The sequence below is a fragment of the Burkholderia sp. Bp8994 genome, assembly GCF_003853805.1.
Lineage (GTDB): Bacteria > Pseudomonadota > Gammaproteobacteria > Burkholderiales > Burkholderiaceae > Burkholderia.
In genome coordinates, this window is record NZ_QTQH01000014.1 from 14613 (window position 1) to 31168 (window position 16556).

Consider the following 16556-nt stretch of genomic DNA (forward strand, 5'->3'; position numbering starts at 1 on the left):
CGTGAACGCCCGCCGCGCAGCGCCTCGCATTGGCCGAGTCGGCCGGCGCGGCTTCACGTTGATCGAGATGGTCATCACCCTCGCGCTCGTGTCGATCCTCGCGCTCGCGATCATGCCGTTCTCCGAACTGATCGTGCAGCGTCAGAAGGAGCAGGAACTGAGTGCCGCGTTGCGCGAGATTCGCACGGCGCTCGATGCGTACAAGGATGCGAGCGATGCGGGGCAGATCGAAAAGGAGGCGGAAGCGTCCGGCTATCCGCCGTCGCTGGCCGTGCTCGTGACGGGCGTGAAGAACGTCCGCGACCCGAAGGGCGGCATGATGACGTTCCTGCGCCGCGTGCCGCGCGATCCGTTCTTCGCCGGCGATCCCGATACGCCGGCCGAGGACACCTGGGATGTGCGCGCGTACGGCACGCCGCCGGACCCGTCGGCCGACGCGGCTCCTGCCGCCATGGAGCCCGGCAAGGACGTGTTCGACGTGACCTCGAAATCCGCTCGTGTCGGCATCAACGGCATTCCGTACAAACAATGGTGACGGTTCATCATGAAACCCGCTCGCATGCGCAGGATCCGCGGCTTTACGCTGATCGAAATCGTGGTCGTGATGGCCATCATCGGGCTGCTTCTGACCTTGGCCGTGCCGCGCTACATGCACAGCATCGAGCGCGGGAAGGAACAGGTGCGGCGGCAGAACCTCGCGGTGATGCGCAATGCGATCGACCAGTATTACGGTGACAACGGGCAATACCCCGACACGCTCGACGAGCTGGTCGCGAAGCACTACTTGCGGGCGGTTCCGGTCGATCCGGTGAACGGCGACGACAAATGGGCGACGATCGCATCGCCGGACGAGACCAAGCCGGGCGTCTACGACGTGGGGCCCGCGAGCGGTGTGCAAGGCGCGCCGCCGGGCGTGGCGGCAACGGCGGCAACGGCGGGCGTGGCCGGGGCGGTGAAATGAGCCGGTCCGGCCGGGCCGCGCGCGCGCGTGCGATGCATGCCCGCCTGCGCGGCGGGCGGCAGCGCGGGCTCGTGCTGCTCGCGCTGCTGATCGCGCTGATGCTGATGTCGATCGCGCTGGCCGGCGCGCTGGACGTCTGGTCGCTGCAGCGGCGCCGCGAACAGGAGCGGCAACTGCTGTTCGTCGGCGACCAGTACCGCAGGGCCATCGTCGCGTACTACCGTGTCGGGCGCGTATATCCGCAAACGGTCGACGACCTGCTGGACGATACGCGCTTTGCCACGCCCATGCATCATCTGCGCCGCGCATATCCGGATCCGGTCAGCGGCAAGAACGACTGGTCGTTCCTGTGGCGGGCCGACCGGTTCTACGGCGTATCCAGCAGCTCGGATGGCGCGCCGATCAAGCGTGCCGGATTTCCGGATCGATACAGGGACTTCGAGGGCCTCGAAACCTATCGGCAATGGAAGTTTCTTTACCTCGCACCGGGTATGGCCGCATCGGCTGACGAAGCGTCGCCGGCGGCGCCGGCGCGGCCGGCCAGTGCGCCGAGCCTGTCCGGTTTTCCGGGCGGCTCGCTGCCCGGACAGGTGCCGACGGGCCTGCGTTGACGCGGATTCGGCACCACGCGATACAGGCCGCACGCAAAAAAGCGCGACGCCCGCAACGGGCATCGCGCGTAAAACGGCGTGGAGCGCCGACGAATGAAACGTGATGAAGAAAGAGGCGCCCGGCCAGGGGCGCCCGGCCAGGGACGCCCGGTTAGGTGGCTCAGGCCTTCGCGAGCTTGATGCTGGTCGGCTCGGCGGTCAGGTAGCCGACGCTGGCACCGAAGCGGTCCTTGTAGTTCGCGCGCACGAGCGGGTCGAGCGTCGCCTTGACCTTGTCGTGCAGCGGCGTCTCCCAGTCGCCCACGTGCTGGAAGTTGCTCATCACGTAGGTCCAGCCGTTGATCTCGTCGACCGCGTGCAGGCCCGTCGATTCGGCGCCGGCCGGGCACGACAGCACGCGCGCGAGCGATTTCGTGTCGACGTTGTACGCCCACAGGAAGTTGTTCACGTGCATGCCCGAGTCTTCGCCGATGAACAGCGTGCGCAGCTTTTCGGAGAACTTCAGGTTGTCGGGGTTCGCGATCTTGTCCGGGTTCGCGAGGTTGCCGAGCGCATCGGCCGCGGCGAGGTCCTCGCCGACGAGCGCGGCCGGCGCGCTCATGTCGACCGGCACCCACTCGCTGTCGATCGCGTTGCCCGACTTGTCGCGCTGGCCGGCCTTCAGGTTCAGCGCATAGACGGCGCCCGCGGCGATCTTCTTGTCCACCGCGACGTCGCGCGACACCGCATTGCCGCTGACCATCGACGTCTCGATCCGCGACATCGCCGTGTAGACGATCTTGTCCTTCGCGTTGACCGTCGTGCCTTCGAGCTTCGTGAACGCCATGCTGCCGCCGATCAGCGCCGCGTAGCGGTGCGTCTCGAGGAACGCGGCCGCCTTTTCCATCCCGGGCTTCACGCGCATCCAGTTGAACTTGCCGCCGAAGTGGATCTTCGTGTAGCTCGCGTCGTTCGGGTCGGTCGTCGTCAGGTCCATGATGTCCGACGCCTTCAGCGTGTTCGCGAGCGTCTCGATCTCGCTGCTCGTCGCGTGTCCGATTTTGATCCACGTGAGCGTCGCGCTGCCCGCGCCGGCGGACGACGTCTGCGTCCACTTCGCGACGTACAGCGTGCCGGCCGACAGGTCGGCCGCCTTGTCGGCGACGAACATGAACAGGCCGCCGTTGGTGGCGTCGTCACCCATCATCACGGTGCGCTGGTCCGGCATCACCTGGATCAGCTCGTGCGAGATGCGGCCGAGGCAGTAGTGCTTCTTCACGGTGCCGGTGCCGTCCGGATTCACCGTGATCTCGGGCAGGTGGCCGTAGTGGTAGGGGTTCGCCTTCGTCTCGTCGCCGAACGTGTTCCGGCTGAATGCCTTGAACTGCGCGTCGGTCGCGGCCTTCGTCGCGTCCGGCTCGTATTCCTCGCTCGACAGGTGCGTGCCCCACGGCGACAGGCTCGCGCCGCACGTGATCCACAGGCCGTGCGCCTTCGACGTGTCGACGTTGTGATACTTGACGACCTTCAGCGCGCCGTTGGACGGATCCTGGTCGAGCGTGATCACCGCGATCGGCGACGGCAGCTGGCCGTACTGTGACGCGCTTGCCTGGTCGCGCGTCGTGTATTCGAACTGCACGACCGCGAAGACCGTGTTGCCCTTCACGCCGGCGACGCTGGCGTTCTTCAGCGTCAGCAGCGAGCTGCCGTCCGGGCAGTCCGAGTAGAACTGGCGCTCCTTGCCCGCCACCGAGCGGTCGATGATCGGCTGGTTGTTGATGTCGTAATAGCCGCCTGCGAGCGTCGTGCCGCCCTTGCCGTCCGGCACCATGTCGCCCGTCACGAAGAACGGCCGGTACGCGAGCTTGAAGTTGCGCGACGAGCCGTCCGAGAACGACACCGACAGCGTCGAGCCGACCGTCGTCGTGGCCATCGCGGCCGCGTTGTCGAGCGTGGGCGCGGCCATCGCCGAGAACGCCGCTGACGTGTACGCGGCGGCCGGCGTCGCCGCCACCGGGTTGTCGTCGCCGCCGCAGCCGGTCAGCAGGGCCGGCAGCGCGAGGCCGGAGAGGGGCAGCATGGGCGCGCCGGCGAGGATCTTCAGGGCCTGACGACGGGAAGCATTGGGCAACGCGGGCATGTGGAGTCCAGTTTCAGATATTGGAAGAATGGCCTTCCGCGAAGCAGGCGATCAGCAAGCAAGGCGAAGGCAAGTTGAAAACTGGACAGAAGTGTAGGGACGCTAGATGAAAGTTTTTTGAATAGAAAACGTAATGATGTGTCGGGCATCCGTCAGGCGGGCTGCCGGACGCCGGTCGCAAGCCTTTGCGCTCAGTCGCGCTCGGGCGTCGCCGAGATGCGGTGGATCGACAGGTCGGCACCGTCGAATTCGGCTTCGCGATCGAGGCGCAGCCCGACGGTCGCCTTCAGCGCGCCGTACACGAGCGTGCCGCCCGCGGTGGCGATCGCAATGCCGCCGAGCGTGCCGATCAGCTGCGACACGAACGACACGCCGCCGAGGCCGCCGAGCGCGGGTTGCCCGAACACGCCGGCCGCAATGCCGCCGAGCGCGCCGCACATGCCGTGCAGCGGCCACACGCCGAGCACGTCGTCGATGCGCCACTTGTTCTGCACGCAGGTGAACATCGCGACGAACAGTGCGCCGGCCGCGGCACCCGTGACGAGCGCACCGATCGGGTGCATCACGTCGGAGCCCGCGCAGACGGCGACGAGGCCCGCAAGCGGGCCGTTGTACGTGAAGCCCGGATCGTTGCGGCCGGCCATCCACGCGGCGAGCGTGCCGCCGATCATCGCCATCAGCGAGTTCACGGCGACGAGGCCGCTGATCTTGTCGAGCGTCTGCGCGCTCATCACGTTGAAGCCGAACCAGCCGACCGCGAGCACCCACGCGCCGAGCGCGAGGAACGGGATGTTCGACGGCGGATGCGCGGCGATCCGGCCGTCCTTCGCATAGCGGCCGTGGCGGGCGCCGAGCAGCAGCACGGCCGGCAGCGCGACCCAGCCGCCGAATGCGTGCACGACGACCGAGCCCGCGAAATCGTGGAACGGCGCGCCGAATGCATGCGTGAGCGAGGCTTGCACGCCGAAGCGCTCGTTCCATGCAATCCCTTCGAAGAACGGATAGATGAAGCCGACGATGATCAGCGTCGCGACGAGCTGCGGATTGAATTTCGCGCGCTCCGCGATGCCGCCGGACACGATCGCGGGGATCGCCGCCGCGAACGTGAGCAGGAAGAAGAAGCGCACGAGCGCGTAGCCGTTGTGCTGCGACAGCGTGCCGATGTCGTCGAAGAACTCGACGCCGTACGCGATCGTATAGCCGATGAAGAAGTACGCGAGCGTCGACACCGAGAAGTCGACCAGGATCTTCACGAGCGCGTTGACCTGGTTCTTCTTGCGGACCGTGCCGAGCTCGAGAAATGCGAAGCCCGCGTGCATCGCGAGCACCATGACGGCGCCGATCAACAGGAACAGTGTATCGACGCCGGATTTCAGACCATCCATGCCGTGGCTTCCTTGCGCAAAAAACGGGCGAGGAATGCAAGTATCGAGCCAACTTGGTGAACGGTTGCGTGCAATTGGTGCGAAGCGCCGTTTGGTGCGGCATTCCGGTGATGCCTGCACGATGACGGGGCAGGCCGCGTGCGGCGCGAATGCCGTGACGGATGCACGTGTGTGGTGCGGTACGTGCGCAACTGGTGCGTGTGATGCGCGCCGCGGTGCGGCGTGGTGCGCCGCGATGCACCGGTCTGGCGCGTCAGCGGCGCGCGAACAGCGCGCGCGGGCGTCGCAGCCGCCACGCGCTCGCGGACCAGTAGGCGGCGACTGCCGAGAGCCCGAGCGCCGCGAACGAAAGCGCGGCGAGGCCCGCGTACGACTGGTCGTCGCCGGCGGGGCCGAGGATGCCTTGCAGCACGATCAGCGCCGCCGTCCAGAAGCCGATCACCGCCTGCACGAGCAGCCGGGCGCAGGCGACGCGGCGCGGGCGCCCGGCGTCACGCAGGCGTGCCGCGGAGGGTGAGCGAAGGCACAGGAACAGGGTGGCGGCGAGCACGGCGGCCAGCGTGATGAACCAGTCGATGAGGAAAGCCATGAAGAAAGCGGAAAGCGGGTGGAGCGGATGGAAGCGTGCTCACTTTAGTGCTGGCGCGCGTGCGATTGAATCAGACAAGTCCGAAATTGAAAGGCATTTTTAATCGGGAGTCGGCATTGGCCCTGTTCCACAGGCGGTATCATCGACACCGGTCCAACCCTGCAGGCCGTGCGGCGCACGGCCGGAGATTGCTGATGAAGATGAAGACTTCGCGGGCGCGTCGCATGCCCGGGTCCGTGCTGGCGGCCGCGGCCGTCGGCGCGGTATTGTTGCTCGCAGGCTGCGAGAAGTCCGGCACGCCGGCCACGCAACCCGATACGGCCGCGAGCGCGGCCGCCGATGCCGCAAACAACGCGGCCAAGGCGCTCGACCAGGTGGCGAGCACCGTCAACCAGCAGATCAACGCCGCGAAGGCCGGCATCGCGAGCGCGGCATCGGCCGTGCCGCCGCTGTCCGCGAGCGGCCTCGCGTCCGCTGCGCAGGCGCAGATCGATGCGGCCGCTTCCGCGGTCGTCGCGCACGCGGCATCGGAAGCCGGCGCGAAGATCGCGGAGGCCGGCAAGAAGCTTCAGCAGTGGAGTCAGCAGAACGCGTCGGGTGCGAAGCCGGCCAGCGGCGAGTAGCGGGCCTTGCGCAATTCGCGAAATGTAATTATAGTGGTTACACATTGTCGCCGGCTGCCGTTCGGGCCGGCGTCGCCGAGTGAGTGAGGAATGAATACCAGCAGCCGGTTCGCGTTTGCCGTTCACGTGCTCGCCTTGCTGTCGATGCAGGAAGGCGCGCCGCTGTCGTCCGACATCATCGCGGGCAGCGTGAACACGAATCCGGCGCTGATTCGCCGTCTGTTGTCGATGCTGGCGGCCGCGGGGCTGACCACGTCGCAGCTCGGCGCGGGCGGCGGGGCGCTGCTGGCGCGCGAGCCGGGCGAGATCACGCTGCTCGACGTGTATCGCGCGGTCGACGACGCGCAGCTGTTCGCGCTGCACCGCGAGGCGCCGAATCCCGCGTGTCTCGTCGGGCGGCACATCCAGGGCGTGCTGATCGACTATATCGGCGACGCGCAGCGCGCGATGGAAGCATCGCTTGCCACGCGCACGCTCGCGGACGTCACGGCCGACGTGCTCGCATCGGAGCAGCGCGGCCGGCCGGCGGGGAACGCGAGCGGCTGAGCGCAGGCAGCGGATGAGGCAGGGCAGGAGGCCGGATGGCGCGCATTGCGTGGCGCCCGGCACGACGGAGTGCGGCTCCGTTTTTTTTCGGTCTTATATGTAATTGCTGTAGTTACTTATTTATTTCTGGAGAATCGACATGACGCAACGTTCCTTGAACATCGCACTGTTTGGCGCCACCGGGATGATCGGCTCGCGCATTGCCGCCGAAGCCGCGCGCCGCGGCCATCGCGTGACCGCGCTGTCGCGCCATCCGGCGGCGGCGGCCGACGGCATCACCGCGAAGGCGGCCGACCTGTTCGATGCGGCCAGCATCGCGGCCGCGCTGCCGGGCCACGACGTCGTCGCCAGCGCGTACAGCCCGAAACAGGACGATCCCGCCAAGGTCGTCGCCGCGGCGAAGGCGCTGGTGGAAAGCACACGCCAGGCGGGCCTGAAGCGGCTCGTGGTGGTGGGTGGCGCCGGGTCGCTCGAGGTCGCGCCGGGTAAGCAGCTGGTCGACACCGATGGTTTCCCGGACGCGTACAAGGCGGTCGCGCTCGCGCACCGCGATGCGCTCGACTATCTGAAGACGGTCGGCGACCTCGACTGGACGTTCTTCGCGCCGGCCGCGCTGATCGCACCGGGCGAGCGCACGGGCACGTTCCGCACGGGCGTCGGCAAGCTGATCGTGGACGCGCAGGGCAACAGCAAGATCTCGGCGGAAGACTACGCGGTCGCGTTCGTCGATGCGCTCGAGCAAGACAGCTTCGTGCGCGAGATCGCGACCGTCGCGTATTGAGCGGCATCGTGGCGAGGCGGCACGCAAGTGCCGCATTCGCCGTGAGCGGCGCGCGGCGGGCAGCGCAGCCGCAGTGACCACGGGCGATTCCATCTCGACGGGTGGAATCGCCCGTTTTCGTATGGGCGCCGATGATTCATGGACCGACGTGCACGCGATCCGTGCGCGACGCGGATCCTTCCCCGCCTGATTGGTATTTATCCCGGTCGACGCCGCGCAGCGGTTTCCATATTGTTCCCCGTCATGCAGGATGCATAGAAAAAATTTCTATCTACGAGGGACTGGGTAAATGGATGCCATCGATCGCAAGCTGCTGGAGCTGTTGCAGGCAGATGCCACATTGCCGATCGCGGAACTCGCGCAGCGCGTGAACCTGTCGCAGACACCCTGCTGGAAGCGCGTGCAGCGGCTCAAGGAAACCGGCGCGATCCGCGCGCAGGTCGCGCTGTGCGATCCGCGCAAGCTCGGGGTCGGCACGACCGTGTTCGTCGCGATCCGCACGAACCAGCACACCGAGGAGTGGGCGCAGCGTTTCACGCAGGTCGTGTGCGACATGCCGGAAGTCGTCGAGGTCTACCGGATGAGCGGCGAGACCGACTATCTGCTGCGGGTGGTGGTGGCCGGCATCGACGATTTCGATCGCGTGTACAAGCAACTGATCCGCGCGGTGCCGCTGTTCGACGTGAGCTCGTCGTTCGCGATGGAGCAGATCAAGTATTCGACCGCGCTGCCGGTGCGCGATCTGGCCGAGCCGGCGTAGCGCGCGGGACGGCAATGCGTCGTGGCGCATCGCGTCGGTGCGGGTGGGTTGTGGGTTCCCGCCGCCGTGGCCCGACGTCGTCGTAATGGCCCGCTCAGCGGCCGCGCGACATGGCGCGTGCGCGTTCGTCCGCCAGCGCGTCGCGGCGCACGAACTCCGCGACGAACGGGCTGGCCGGATGGTGATGCAGCGCGTACGGCGTGTCCCATTGCGCGAGCCTGCCGTCCTTCATCACGCCGATCCGGTCGGCGATCGCGAACGCTTCAGCCTGGTTGTGCGTGACGAGGATCGCGGTGTGACCCGTGCGCTTGAGGATGTCGCGCAGCTCGAATGCGAGCCGCTCGCGCGTATCGACGTCGAGATTCGAGAACGGCTCGTCGAGCAGCAGCAGCTCCGGCGACGGCGCGAGCGCGCGGGCGAGGGCGACGCGCTGCTGCTGGCCGCCCGACAGTTCGTGCGGATACGCGCTGCCTGACGCGGCGAGGCCGACGAGTTCGAGCAGGTCCGCGACGCGGGCGCGCCGCTCGGCCTTCGGCATGCGCCGCAGGCCGAACGCGACGTTGTTGGCCGCGCTCAGGTGCGGGAACAGCGCATAGTCCTGGAACATCATGCCGATGCGCCGCCGCTCGGGCGGCACGTCGAGCGACGGCGCCGAGACGGTCGTGCCGTCCAGCACGATGCGTCCCATGCGCACGGGCTCGAAGCCCGCGATCGCGCGCAGCACGGTGGTCTTGCCGCAGCCCGATGCGCCGAGCAGGCAGCCGATGTCGCCGCGCGGCAGCGCGAGGCTGAGCCCGTCGACCACCGTGCGGCGGCCGTGCGGCGTATCGTAGGCGACGCAGAGGTCGTCGAGTTCGAGCAGGTTCACGGTGTCAGGCTCCGATCTTGTGACGGGTGCGCGCGAGCAGGATCACGGGCACGAGCCCGGCCAGCACGATCGCGAGCGCGGCGACCGCGCCTTCCTCGTAGGTGCCGCGCGCGGCTTCCGCATACAGCCAGGTCGCGAGCGTGTCGAAATTCAGCGGACGCAGCAGCAGCGTCGCCGGCAGCTCCTTCATCGCGTCGACGAACACGAGCAGCGCGCTCGTCGTGAGCGCGGGCCGCAGCAGCGGCAGGTGCACGCGGCGCAGCGTGCCGCCGGCCGTCTCGCCGAGCGAGCGCGCGGCCTGTTCGAGCGATGGCGGAATGCGCGCGAGGCCGGCTTCGATGCTGCCGGCCGAGATCGCGAGAAAGCGCACGGTGTACGCGATCACGAGCGCGGCCGCGGACCCCATCAGCAGCAGCCCGTCGCGGCCGAGCGCGGCACCCAGCAGCCGGTCGGCGGCCGCGAACGGGATCAGCAGGCCGATCGCGAGCACGGTGCCCGGCACCGCGTAGCCGAGGCTCGCGATTCGCGCGCACACGCGGGCCGGGCCCGCGCGCGCGCTGTCGCGCTGCGCGCGCGCCGCCCACGCGACGACCAGCCCGCATGCGAGCGTCGCGATCGTTGCGGCGGCGGCGATCGTCAGCGTATTCGCAAGCCCGGTCAGCAACTGCGCGGATACGCCGCCGACGAGATGCAGCCGCTTGCCGGTCTCGACCGCGAGGTACGCGGCCGGCGCGCCGAAGCCGAGCAGCACCGGCAGCCAGCCGAGCGCGGCGGTGCTCCACGCGGCCGCGCCCGTCAGCTTGCGTGGCGCGAGCGGGCGCATGCGGCGGCCGTGCGCGTAGCGCTGGCGGCGGCGCCCGTGGCGTTCGAGCACGATCATGCCGACCACGATCGCGAGCATCGCGAGCGCGATCTGCGCGGCGCCCGCGAGATCGGAGCGCGTGATCCACGTGGTGTAGACCGATACGGTCAGCGTCTGCACGCCGAGGAATTCCGATGCGCCGATGTCGTTCAGCGTTTCGAGCAGCGCGAGGCTCACGCCGACCGCGATCGCGGGCCGCGCGAGCGGGACGACGACGCGCCAGAACGTCGCGATGCGTCCGGCGCCGAGTGTGCGCGCGGCTTCGAGCAGGCTCGCGGACTGCGTGACGAACATCGCGCGCGTGCTCAGGTACACATACGGATACAGCACGAAGCCGAGCACGAAGATCGCGCCGGGCAGCGAACGCAGGTCGGGCAGGCGGAACTGGCGCGGGCTGTCGAAGCCGAGCAGCCAGCGGATCGCGCCCTGCACGGGGCCGATCGGGTGGAGCAGGTCGAGATACGCGAACGCGACGATGTAGGTGGGCACCGCGAGCGGCAGCAGCAGCGCCCAGGTCAGCATCCGGCGGCCCGGAAAATCGTACGCGGTGACGAGCCACGCGCAGCCGGTGCCGACGACCGTGACAATCGCGCCGACGCCCGCGAGCAGCAGCAGCGTATTGACGAGCGCCTGCGGCAGCACGAATTCGGCGAGGTGCTGCCAGTGCGCGAGATCGGCGCCGAGCGCGGCGGCGACCAGCACCGCGAGCGGCGCGGCGACCACCGCGGCGATCGCGACGGCCGCGCCCAGCCAGAGGCTGCCCGCGCGCGAACCGAGCGGCCGGCGGCGCGCGCGGACGAACGCTGCATCAGTTGTCAAAGCCGACCTTGTCGACGAGCTGGCTGGCCGCCTTGCGGTGCTTCGCGATGTCGGCCAGCGGCAGCGGGTCGACCTTCAGCGTGCCGAAGCTCGCGATCACCGGATCGAGCTTCACGTTCGCGCGCACCGGGTATTCGTAGTTCGCCTGCGCATACAGCGCCTGCGCTTCCGGCGACACGAGGTACTCGAGCAGCTTCACCGCGTTGGCCTTGTGCGGCGCGTGCTTCGCGACCGTCGCGCCGCTGATGTTGACGTGCGTGCCGCCGCTCTTCGCGTTCGCGAACGTCGGCCGCACGACCTTGATCGCGTCGCCCCACTTGCGCGCGTCGCTGCCGGCTTCCGCGTTCTTCATGTGACCGACGTAGTACGCGTTCGCGAGGCCGACGTCGCAGATGCCGCCGAGAATGTCGCGCGCGACGTCGCGGTCGCCGCCCGTCGCCTTGCGCGCGAGGTTCGCCTTCACGCCGCGCAGCCACTTTTCGGTCGCGGCTTCGCCGTCGTGCGCGATCATCGCCGCGACGAGTGCCGTGTTGTACGGATGCTGCCCGGAGCGGATGCAGACCTTGCCCTTCCATTTCGGATCGGCGAGATCCTCGTAGCGGAACGCGTCGACCTTCAGGTCCTTCTCCACGTACAGCACGCGATCGCGCAGCGACAGCGCGTACCAGTCGCCCTGCGCGCCGCGCAGGTTCGCGGGGATCGCGTCGTCGAGCACCTTCGAGCGTACCGGCTGCGCGAGCCCGCCGTCGACGAGATCGAGCAGGTTGCCGATGTCGACCGTCATCAGCACGTCCGCCGGCGACTGCGCGCCTTCCGCCTTCACGCGCTCGAGCAGGCCGTCCTTCACGAACACCGTATTGACCTTGACGCCGCTCTGTTTCGTGAACGCGTCGATCAGCGGCTGGATCAGCTTCGGTTCGCGGGTGGTGTACAGGCTCACTTCCTCGGCCGCGTGGGCCAGCGGCGCGAATGTGGCGGCGGCAAGGGCGAGGGCGCCGGCGAGCGGCAGCAGGCATGTGCGCGGATTCGACATGGAGACTCCGATGAGGCAGGCGGACGAGGAAGCGTTCCGGGGCGAGCCTGCCGCCCGAGCGACCCGAAACATTACAAAGCGAAAGATTTCGGATTCTAGATCGAAATGGGAATGATTATCAAATGAAAGGTGATGGAAAGTGCTGCGGAAGGAACGGGGAGGGGCACGGCGACGGGGCGTCGCGGCACGGGCGCAAGCGCGTAGAATGCCCGCTTCAACGAATTCGACGGAGCCGCACCGACCATGAACGATCAGCGCAAGAAGAACCCTGTCCGCAACGTGAGCATCCTGATCGTCGTGGTCGTGCTGTTCGTGATCGGGACGATCTTGTACAACGCGATCTCGCAGAAGCGTGCGTACGACGAGGCCCATCCGGCCGAGGCCGCGAGCGCCGCGTCGCACTGACGCTGCGACGGATGTGCATGATCGCTGCGCGGCCCGGACGGGCGGCCAGCGATGTGTGGGTGGGAAGAGGGAAGCGGCGGCGGGCGACGCGCGAAGCGCCGCGTTACGCCGGGAGAGACGCGGGCGCCGAAGCCGGCGCGCCGCATGCAAGGATCAGGCGTGCGTCATCGTGACGCAGGCGCAAACTTCGGGCGGATCCGAGCGTAGAACACGGCCGCGAGCAGCGCGAGCCATGCCGCGCCGACGTAGAGCGCGACACGCGTATCCTCGAACCAGCCGAGCATCACGATCACGAAGCCCATGAACGCGATCGTCAGCGCGGGCGCGACGGGCCACAGCGGCACCTTGAACTTCAGCGCCGCGACTTCCGCGCTCGACAGGCGACGGCGCATCGCGACCTGCGACAGCAGGATCATCAGCCACACCCACACGGTCGCGAACGTCGCGATCGCCGCGACCACCAGGAACACGTCCTTCGGCATCAGGTAGTTGAGCAGCACGCCGACCAGCAGCGCGCCGGCCATCACGAGCACCGTGACCCACGGCACGCCGTGCCGCGACGTCGTCATCAGCACGCGCGGCGCCTGGCCCTGCCGCGCCATCCCGAACATCATCCGGCCCGCGCCGAAGATGTCGCTGTTGATCGCCGAGATCGCCGCGCTGATCACCACGAGGTTGAGGATCGTCGCGGCCGACTTCACGCCGAGCGCCGAGAAGATCTGCACGAACGGGCTGCCGTCGCTGCCGACGCCGGTCCACGGGCTGATCGACATCAGCACGACCATCGTCAGCACGTAGAACAGCAGGATGCGCGCGGGCACCGCGTTGATCGCGCGCGGAATCACGCGCTCCGGGTCCTTCGCCTCGCCGGCGCTCATCCCGATCACCTCGATGCCGCCGTACGCGAAGATCACGACCGACAGCGACGCGATCAACCCGCCGATCCCGTTCGGGAAGAAGCCGCCGTGGTTCCACAGGTTCGCGAACGTCGGCGCGTCGGCCGAATGGCCGAAATGCATGCCGCTCAGCAGGATCGCGACGCCGCCGCCGATCATCGCGACGATTGCGCCGACCTTGATGATCGACAGCCAGAATTCGAGCTCGCCGAACACCTTCACGTGGCACAGGTTCAGCCCGCAGATGACCGCGACGACGCCGAGCACCCAGATCCATTGCGGGACGTCCGGAAACCAGAAGCCCATGTAGATGCCGAACGCGGTGATGTCGGCGATCGCGACGATCACCATTTCGAGCGTGTAGGTCCAGCCGGTGACGAAGCCCGCGAACGGCCCGAGGTTTTCCGTCGCGTAGTGGCCGAACGAGCCCGCGACGGGCTCGCGCACGGCCATCTCGCCGAGCGCGCGCATCACCATGTAGACGGCCGCGCCGCCCAGGATATAGGCCAGGATCACCGCCGGGCCCGCGAGCTGGATCGCGGACGCCGAGCCGTAGAACAGGCCGGTGCCGATCGCCGAGCCCAGCGCGAGAAAGCGGATGTGCCGCGCGCTCAGGTGGCGCTGCAAGTTTTTCATCGAGTCTCCGATATCGTTTTATGCGACGGACCGGGCGAGCGGGGCCGGTCCCGATTGCTCAAGTTGTATATACAACTTAAATGTGAACGAATGATAACAAGCCGGGCCATGTGACCGGAATCAGGTATTCCCTGACTGGCGCAACCGGCGGAATCGGGCGTGGGGCCATCGCGCGGCGGGCGCGCAGGCCGTCTGGGGCGGGCAGGGCGGGCGGAGCATGCGTCGGAAGGGGATTGCGGGAGCGGGGCGCGCCGCCGGCCGGCCTGCATGCGCGGGCGGCCGGCGGCGGGACAACTTCATGCCGTCATGCGGGCAGGCGGATGACGCTTGCGTCCTTGCGGATCAGCAGCGACGACGCGAGCATCTGCTTGCACTGGTGCGCGAGCACCTTCAGGTCGTGCGTGAGCTCGGCGCCCACCGCGTCGGATTTTTCCGCGGACACGACCATCGCGTCGAGGTCACGCGTGATCTGCTTCGTCGCGTCGAGCTGGTCGGCCGGCGGCGGCTCGCCGGCTTCCGCCTTCTCGAGATTCTCGAGCACGGCGGACAGGCCGCGGCGCAGCGCATCGTCGTGGACGAGGTGCGCGTCGGCCGCGCATGCGCTCCGGATCAGCGGTGCGGCGGCGGTGATCTGCGCGCCGAGCACGTGCGTCTGCACGAGCAGGTCGTTCAGTTCGGGCACGAAGCGCTGGTGCGCCTTCGGCTCGATCATCATCCGCTGGAACGCCTGGCCGAGGTTCGCGAACGCGATGTGCACGTCCTTGCGCGCAAGGCGGTAGCGGTAGTCGTCGTCGAGGGTGGCGGCCGGTGTCTCGATCGCCGCGGCGACGACCGGCACGACCGCCGCGCCGTCGGCGGCCGGCACCGGCGGCGGCGATGCACCGCGCCCGGCGCGCCAGACGGCCTCGAAATACTTGCGGGTCGACGTCAGCATGTCGGTGACGAGCTTGCCCATCAGCCGGTATTCCCAGTACGGGAACAGGCGGCTCGCGGCGATCGCGATCATGCAGCCGACCACCGTGTCGATCGCGCGCTCGCCGATGATCCGCATGCTGCCCGGCGCGAGCAGGTGGAACATCAGCAGTACATAAGACGACGTGAATACGACGCTCGCCGCGTAGTTGAACAGCAGCAGGCTGTAGCTCATCACCATCGACCCGAACATGATCGCGATCAGCAGGTGCGGCTCCTTGACCGTGTAGATCAGCGCGATGCTCGCCGCGCAGCCGATCAGCGTGCCGACGATACGCTGGGCGTTGCGCTGCTTGGTGAGCGAGTAGCCGGGCTTCAGGATGATGATGGTCGTCATCACGATCCAGTACGCGTTCGTGAGCGGCAGCAGCCGGCCGAGCCAGAAGCCGACCGCGACCGCGATCGTCACGCGCAGCGCGTGGCGGAAGCTCGGCGAGCGCATGTTCAGGTTCGAGAAGATCAGCAGCGGCGACATCCGGCGCCGCTGCAGGAAGCGCGTGAGCGCCTTGTCGATCTTCAGTTCGGTCTGCTGCGGGTCGGCATGGCCCGACAGGTTGCGGCGCATCCGGTCGATCAGGCGCGTCGCGCTCCAGATGCGCCGGAACGTCGCGAGCACGGCCGCGTAAGCTTCCGCGTTGGTGGCCGGAAAGCTCTTCTTGCGCATCAGCTCGATCTCGTACTCGATCGCGCGCAGTTCGGCCTTCACGCTGATGCGCGAATGCGGCGCGCGGTTCTCGAGCACCGCGAGACCGATCTCCTCGAGATCGGCGGCCGCCTTGCAGATCAGGTCGCGATAGAAAATGATCAGGTCGGAGCCGCCGAACGTGTTGCGTATGAGCGGATAGTCGGTGTGTGCGCCAACGAACAGTTCGTGCAGGTCGACGCTGTTGATGAACAGGTTGTACATCGTCGCGCGGCCGGGATCGAGCTTGCCGCGGCGCAGCTTCGGCAGGTTGCGCAACACGATGTCGCGCGCGGTTTCCTGCGTTTCGACCGCGGTGATCTGCTTCGCGACGAGATTGCGGTAGCACTCGTCGAGATCGGCGTCGAGATCGTAGAACCGCGCGCGCGCGAGCAGGTAGTCGGCGCACGCGAACAGGCTTTCGGCGAGCGCCTGCTGCTCGATCCGGCGCGCCTGCCATTGCGACACGAGCGTCGCCCAGTACGTGTACCAGAGGCCGCCCGCGAGAATCCAGCCGGCATTGATGAACGCCTGCAGCGGCGTGAACTTCTCCTCGAGCGTCATCACCATCATGAACAGCGTCGCGAAGCTGATCTGCGGCCAGCGGTTGCCGTAGACGACGATCAGCGACAGCACGAACGTGAGCGGCACGATCGTCAGCCACAGCGCAAAGATGTTCGGCGTGGCGAGGCCGGTCGCGAGCGCGGCCAGGAAGCCGATCACGCTGCACGCGAGCATTTCGTTGTGCTTGTACTTCAGCGGGCCCGGCATGTCGACGACGCACGCGCCGAGCGCGCCGGTCGAGATCGTGAAGCCGAGCTCCCGGTTGTGAAACACGATCAGGCACAGCACGGCCGGCAGCGATACGCCGACCGCGATCCGCAGGCCGCCGAAAAAGTACTGGCTGTAGAAAAACTTTCTGATTTCGACCGAATAGCGCATCGATGGGCTGAATGACAGACGAAGACGCCCGGGGCGGCGTATTGACTGGCGACGAGTCTATCGTAT

At 67.8% G+C, this 16556-nt stretch carries 16 protein-coding genes; 8 read left to right on the top strand and 8 right to left on the bottom strand.

Annotated elements, in window-relative coordinates:
* The first annotated feature begins 1 nt into the window (after position 1).
* Genes DIE04_RS16765 through DIE04_RS16775 form a run of 3 tightly spaced genes read left to right on the top strand, consistent with a single transcriptional unit; the run spans position 2 to position 1572 of the window.
* A complete protein-coding gene (locus DIE04_RS16765) occupies positions 2–535 on the top strand; it encodes a type II secretion system protein (RefSeq protein ID WP_124487514.1) in 534 nt (177 codons plus the stop codon).
* Positions 536–544: 9 nt separating this feature from the next.
* Positions 545–961, top strand: coding sequence for a type IV pilin protein (locus tag DIE04_RS16770; RefSeq protein WP_124487515.1), 417 nt, complete (start codon positions 545–547; stop codon positions 959–961).
* Positions 958–1572 carry a type II secretion system protein gene (locus DIE04_RS16775; protein ID WP_082088716.1) on the top strand — a complete coding sequence of 205 codons (615 nt, stop codon included), beginning with the start codon at positions 958–960 and terminating at the stop codon, positions 1570–1572. The genes DIE04_RS16770 and DIE04_RS16775 overlap by 4 nt, the downstream gene beginning before the upstream one ends.
* 160 nt (positions 1573–1732) lie before the next feature.
* On the opposite strand, the gene DIE04_RS16780 is transcribed toward DIE04_RS16775, so the two are convergent.
* The 3 genes from DIE04_RS16780 to DIE04_RS16790 all read right to left on the bottom strand — a co-directional run bounded on the left by DIE04_RS16780 (position 1733) and on the right by DIE04_RS16790 (position 5665).
* Entirely contained in the window at positions 1733–3691 is a 1959-nt protein-coding gene (locus DIE04_RS16780; RefSeq protein ID WP_124487516.1) for a PhoX family phosphatase, read from the bottom strand.
* Positions 3692–3882: 191 nt separating this feature from the next.
* Positions 3883–5076, bottom strand: coding sequence for an ammonium transporter (locus DIE04_RS16785; protein WP_124487517.1), 1194 nt, complete (start codon positions 5074–5076; stop codon positions 3883–3885).
* Positions 5077–5329: 253 nt separating this feature from the next.
* Complete coding sequence (locus tag DIE04_RS16790) at positions 5330–5665, bottom strand: hypothetical protein (protein ID WP_124487518.1); 336 nt, start codon at positions 5663–5665, stop codon at positions 5330–5332.
* A 194-nt stretch (positions 5666–5859) separates the two neighbouring features.
* Between DIE04_RS16790 and DIE04_RS16795 the strand changes: the two genes are divergently transcribed.
* The 4 genes from DIE04_RS16795 to DIE04_RS16810 all read left to right on the top strand — a co-directional run bounded on the left by DIE04_RS16795 (position 5860) and on the right by DIE04_RS16810 (position 8375).
* Positions 5860–6288 carry a hypothetical protein gene (locus DIE04_RS16795; protein ID WP_124487519.1) on the top strand — a complete coding sequence of 143 codons (429 nt, stop codon included), beginning with the start codon at positions 5860–5862 and terminating at the stop codon, positions 6286–6288.
* Positions 6289–6378: 90 nt separating this feature from the next.
* Positions 6379–6834, top strand: a complete 456-nt coding sequence (locus DIE04_RS16800) for an Rrf2 family transcriptional regulator (RefSeq protein ID WP_124487520.1) — start codon at positions 6379–6381, stop codon at positions 6832–6834.
* A 139-nt stretch (positions 6835–6973) separates the two neighbouring features.
* Positions 6974–7615, top strand: a complete 642-nt coding sequence (locus DIE04_RS16805) for an NAD(P)-dependent oxidoreductase (RefSeq protein ID WP_124487521.1) — start codon at positions 6974–6976, stop codon at positions 7613–7615.
* 289 nt (positions 7616–7904) lie between these two features.
* The gene (locus tag DIE04_RS16810) at positions 7905–8375 is read left to right on the top strand and encodes an Lrp/AsnC family transcriptional regulator (protein WP_044848024.1); all 471 of its coding nucleotides are present in this window, start codon (positions 7905–7907) and stop codon (positions 8373–8375) included.
* A gap of 94 nt (positions 8376–8469) precedes the next feature.
* Here DIE04_RS16810 and DIE04_RS16815 read toward each other — a convergent pair whose 3' ends face one another.
* The 3 genes from DIE04_RS16815 to DIE04_RS16825 are packed head-to-tail and all read right to left on the bottom strand — an operon-like array spanning position 8470 to position 11957.
* A complete protein-coding gene (locus DIE04_RS16815) occupies positions 8470–9243 on the bottom strand; it encodes an ABC transporter ATP-binding protein (RefSeq protein ID WP_124487522.1) in 774 nt (257 codons plus the stop codon).
* 4 nt (positions 9244–9247) lie between these two features.
* Positions 9248–10924 (bottom strand): iron ABC transporter permease, encoded by a 1677-nt coding sequence (locus DIE04_RS16820; RefSeq protein ID WP_124487523.1) that lies wholly within the window; start codon positions 10922–10924, stop codon positions 9248–9250.
* Positions 10914–11957 carry a Fe(3+) ABC transporter substrate-binding protein gene (locus DIE04_RS16825; RefSeq protein WP_124487524.1) on the bottom strand — a complete coding sequence of 348 codons (1044 nt, stop codon included), beginning with the start codon at positions 11955–11957 and terminating at the stop codon, positions 10914–10916. Before DIE04_RS16825 ends, DIE04_RS16820 begins: the two co-directional genes overlap by 11 nt.
* Before the next feature lie 243 nt (positions 11958–12200).
* On the opposite strand from DIE04_RS16825, the gene DIE04_RS16830 reads away from it, so the two are divergent.
* Entirely contained in the window at positions 12201–12362 is a 162-nt protein-coding gene (locus DIE04_RS16830; RefSeq protein WP_124487525.1) for a hypothetical protein, read from the top strand.
* A gap of 164 nt (positions 12363–12526) precedes the next feature.
* Here the strand turns inward: DIE04_RS16830 and DIE04_RS16835 are convergent, their stop codons facing one another.
* Together DIE04_RS16835 and DIE04_RS16840 are read right to left on the bottom strand one after the other, a co-directional pair.
* Positions 12527–13894 (bottom strand): amino acid permease, encoded by a 1368-nt coding sequence (locus DIE04_RS16835; RefSeq protein WP_124487526.1) that lies wholly within the window; start codon positions 13892–13894, stop codon positions 12527–12529.
* A 304-nt stretch (positions 13895–14198) separates the two neighbouring features.
* Complete coding sequence (locus DIE04_RS16840; protein ID WP_124487527.1) at positions 14199–16490, bottom strand: FUSC family membrane protein; 2292 nt, start codon at positions 16488–16490, stop codon at positions 14199–14201.
* Positions 16491–16556: the final 66 nt, after the last annotated feature.

What these genes read in the sequence shown, in the direction of transcription:
- DIE04_RS16785 (WP_124487517.1), bottom strand. Translation starts at nt 5,076, where the DNA reads ATGGATGGTCTGAAATCCGGCGTCGATACACTGTTCCTGTTGATCGGC.
- DIE04_RS16780 (WP_124487516.1), bottom strand. Translation starts at nt 3,691, where the DNA reads ATGCCCGCGTTGCCCAATGCTTCCCGTCGTCAGGCCCTGAAGATCCTC.
- DIE04_RS16775 (WP_082088716.1), top strand. Translation starts at nt 958, where the DNA reads ATGAGCCGGTCCGGCCGGGCCGCGCGCGCGCGTGCGATGCATGCCCGC.
- DIE04_RS16770 (WP_124487515.1), top strand. Translation starts at nt 545, where the DNA reads ATGAAACCCGCTCGCATGCGCAGGATCCGCGGCTTTACGCTGATCGAA.
- DIE04_RS16830 (WP_124487525.1), top strand. Translation starts at nt 12,201, where the DNA reads ATGAACGATCAGCGCAAGAAGAACCCTGTCCGCAACGTGAGCATCCTG.
- DIE04_RS16800 (WP_124487520.1), top strand. Translation starts at nt 6,379, where the DNA reads ATGAATACCAGCAGCCGGTTCGCGTTTGCCGTTCACGTGCTCGCCTTG.
- DIE04_RS16835 (WP_124487526.1), bottom strand. Translation starts at nt 13,894, where the DNA reads ATGAAAAACTTGCAGCGCCACCTGAGCGCGCGGCACATCCGCTTTCTC.
- DIE04_RS16810 (WP_044848024.1), top strand. Translation starts at nt 7,905, where the DNA reads ATGGATGCCATCGATCGCAAGCTGCTGGAGCTGTTGCAGGCAGATGCC.
- DIE04_RS16825 (WP_124487524.1), bottom strand. Translation starts at nt 11,957, where the DNA reads ATGTCGAATCCGCGCACATGCCTGCTGCCGCTCGCCGGCGCCCTCGCC.
- DIE04_RS16795 (WP_124487519.1), top strand. Translation starts at nt 5,860, where the DNA reads ATGAAGATGAAGACTTCGCGGGCGCGTCGCATGCCCGGGTCCGTGCTG.
- DIE04_RS16805 (WP_124487521.1), top strand. Translation starts at nt 6,974, where the DNA reads ATGACGCAACGTTCCTTGAACATCGCACTGTTTGGCGCCACCGGGATG.
- DIE04_RS16840 (WP_124487527.1), bottom strand. Translation starts at nt 16,490, where the DNA reads ATGCGCTATTCGGTCGAAATCAGAAAGTTTTTCTACAGCCAGTACTTT.
- DIE04_RS16790 (WP_124487518.1), bottom strand. Translation starts at nt 5,665, where the DNA reads ATGGCTTTCCTCATCGACTGGTTCATCACGCTGGCCGCCGTGCTCGCC.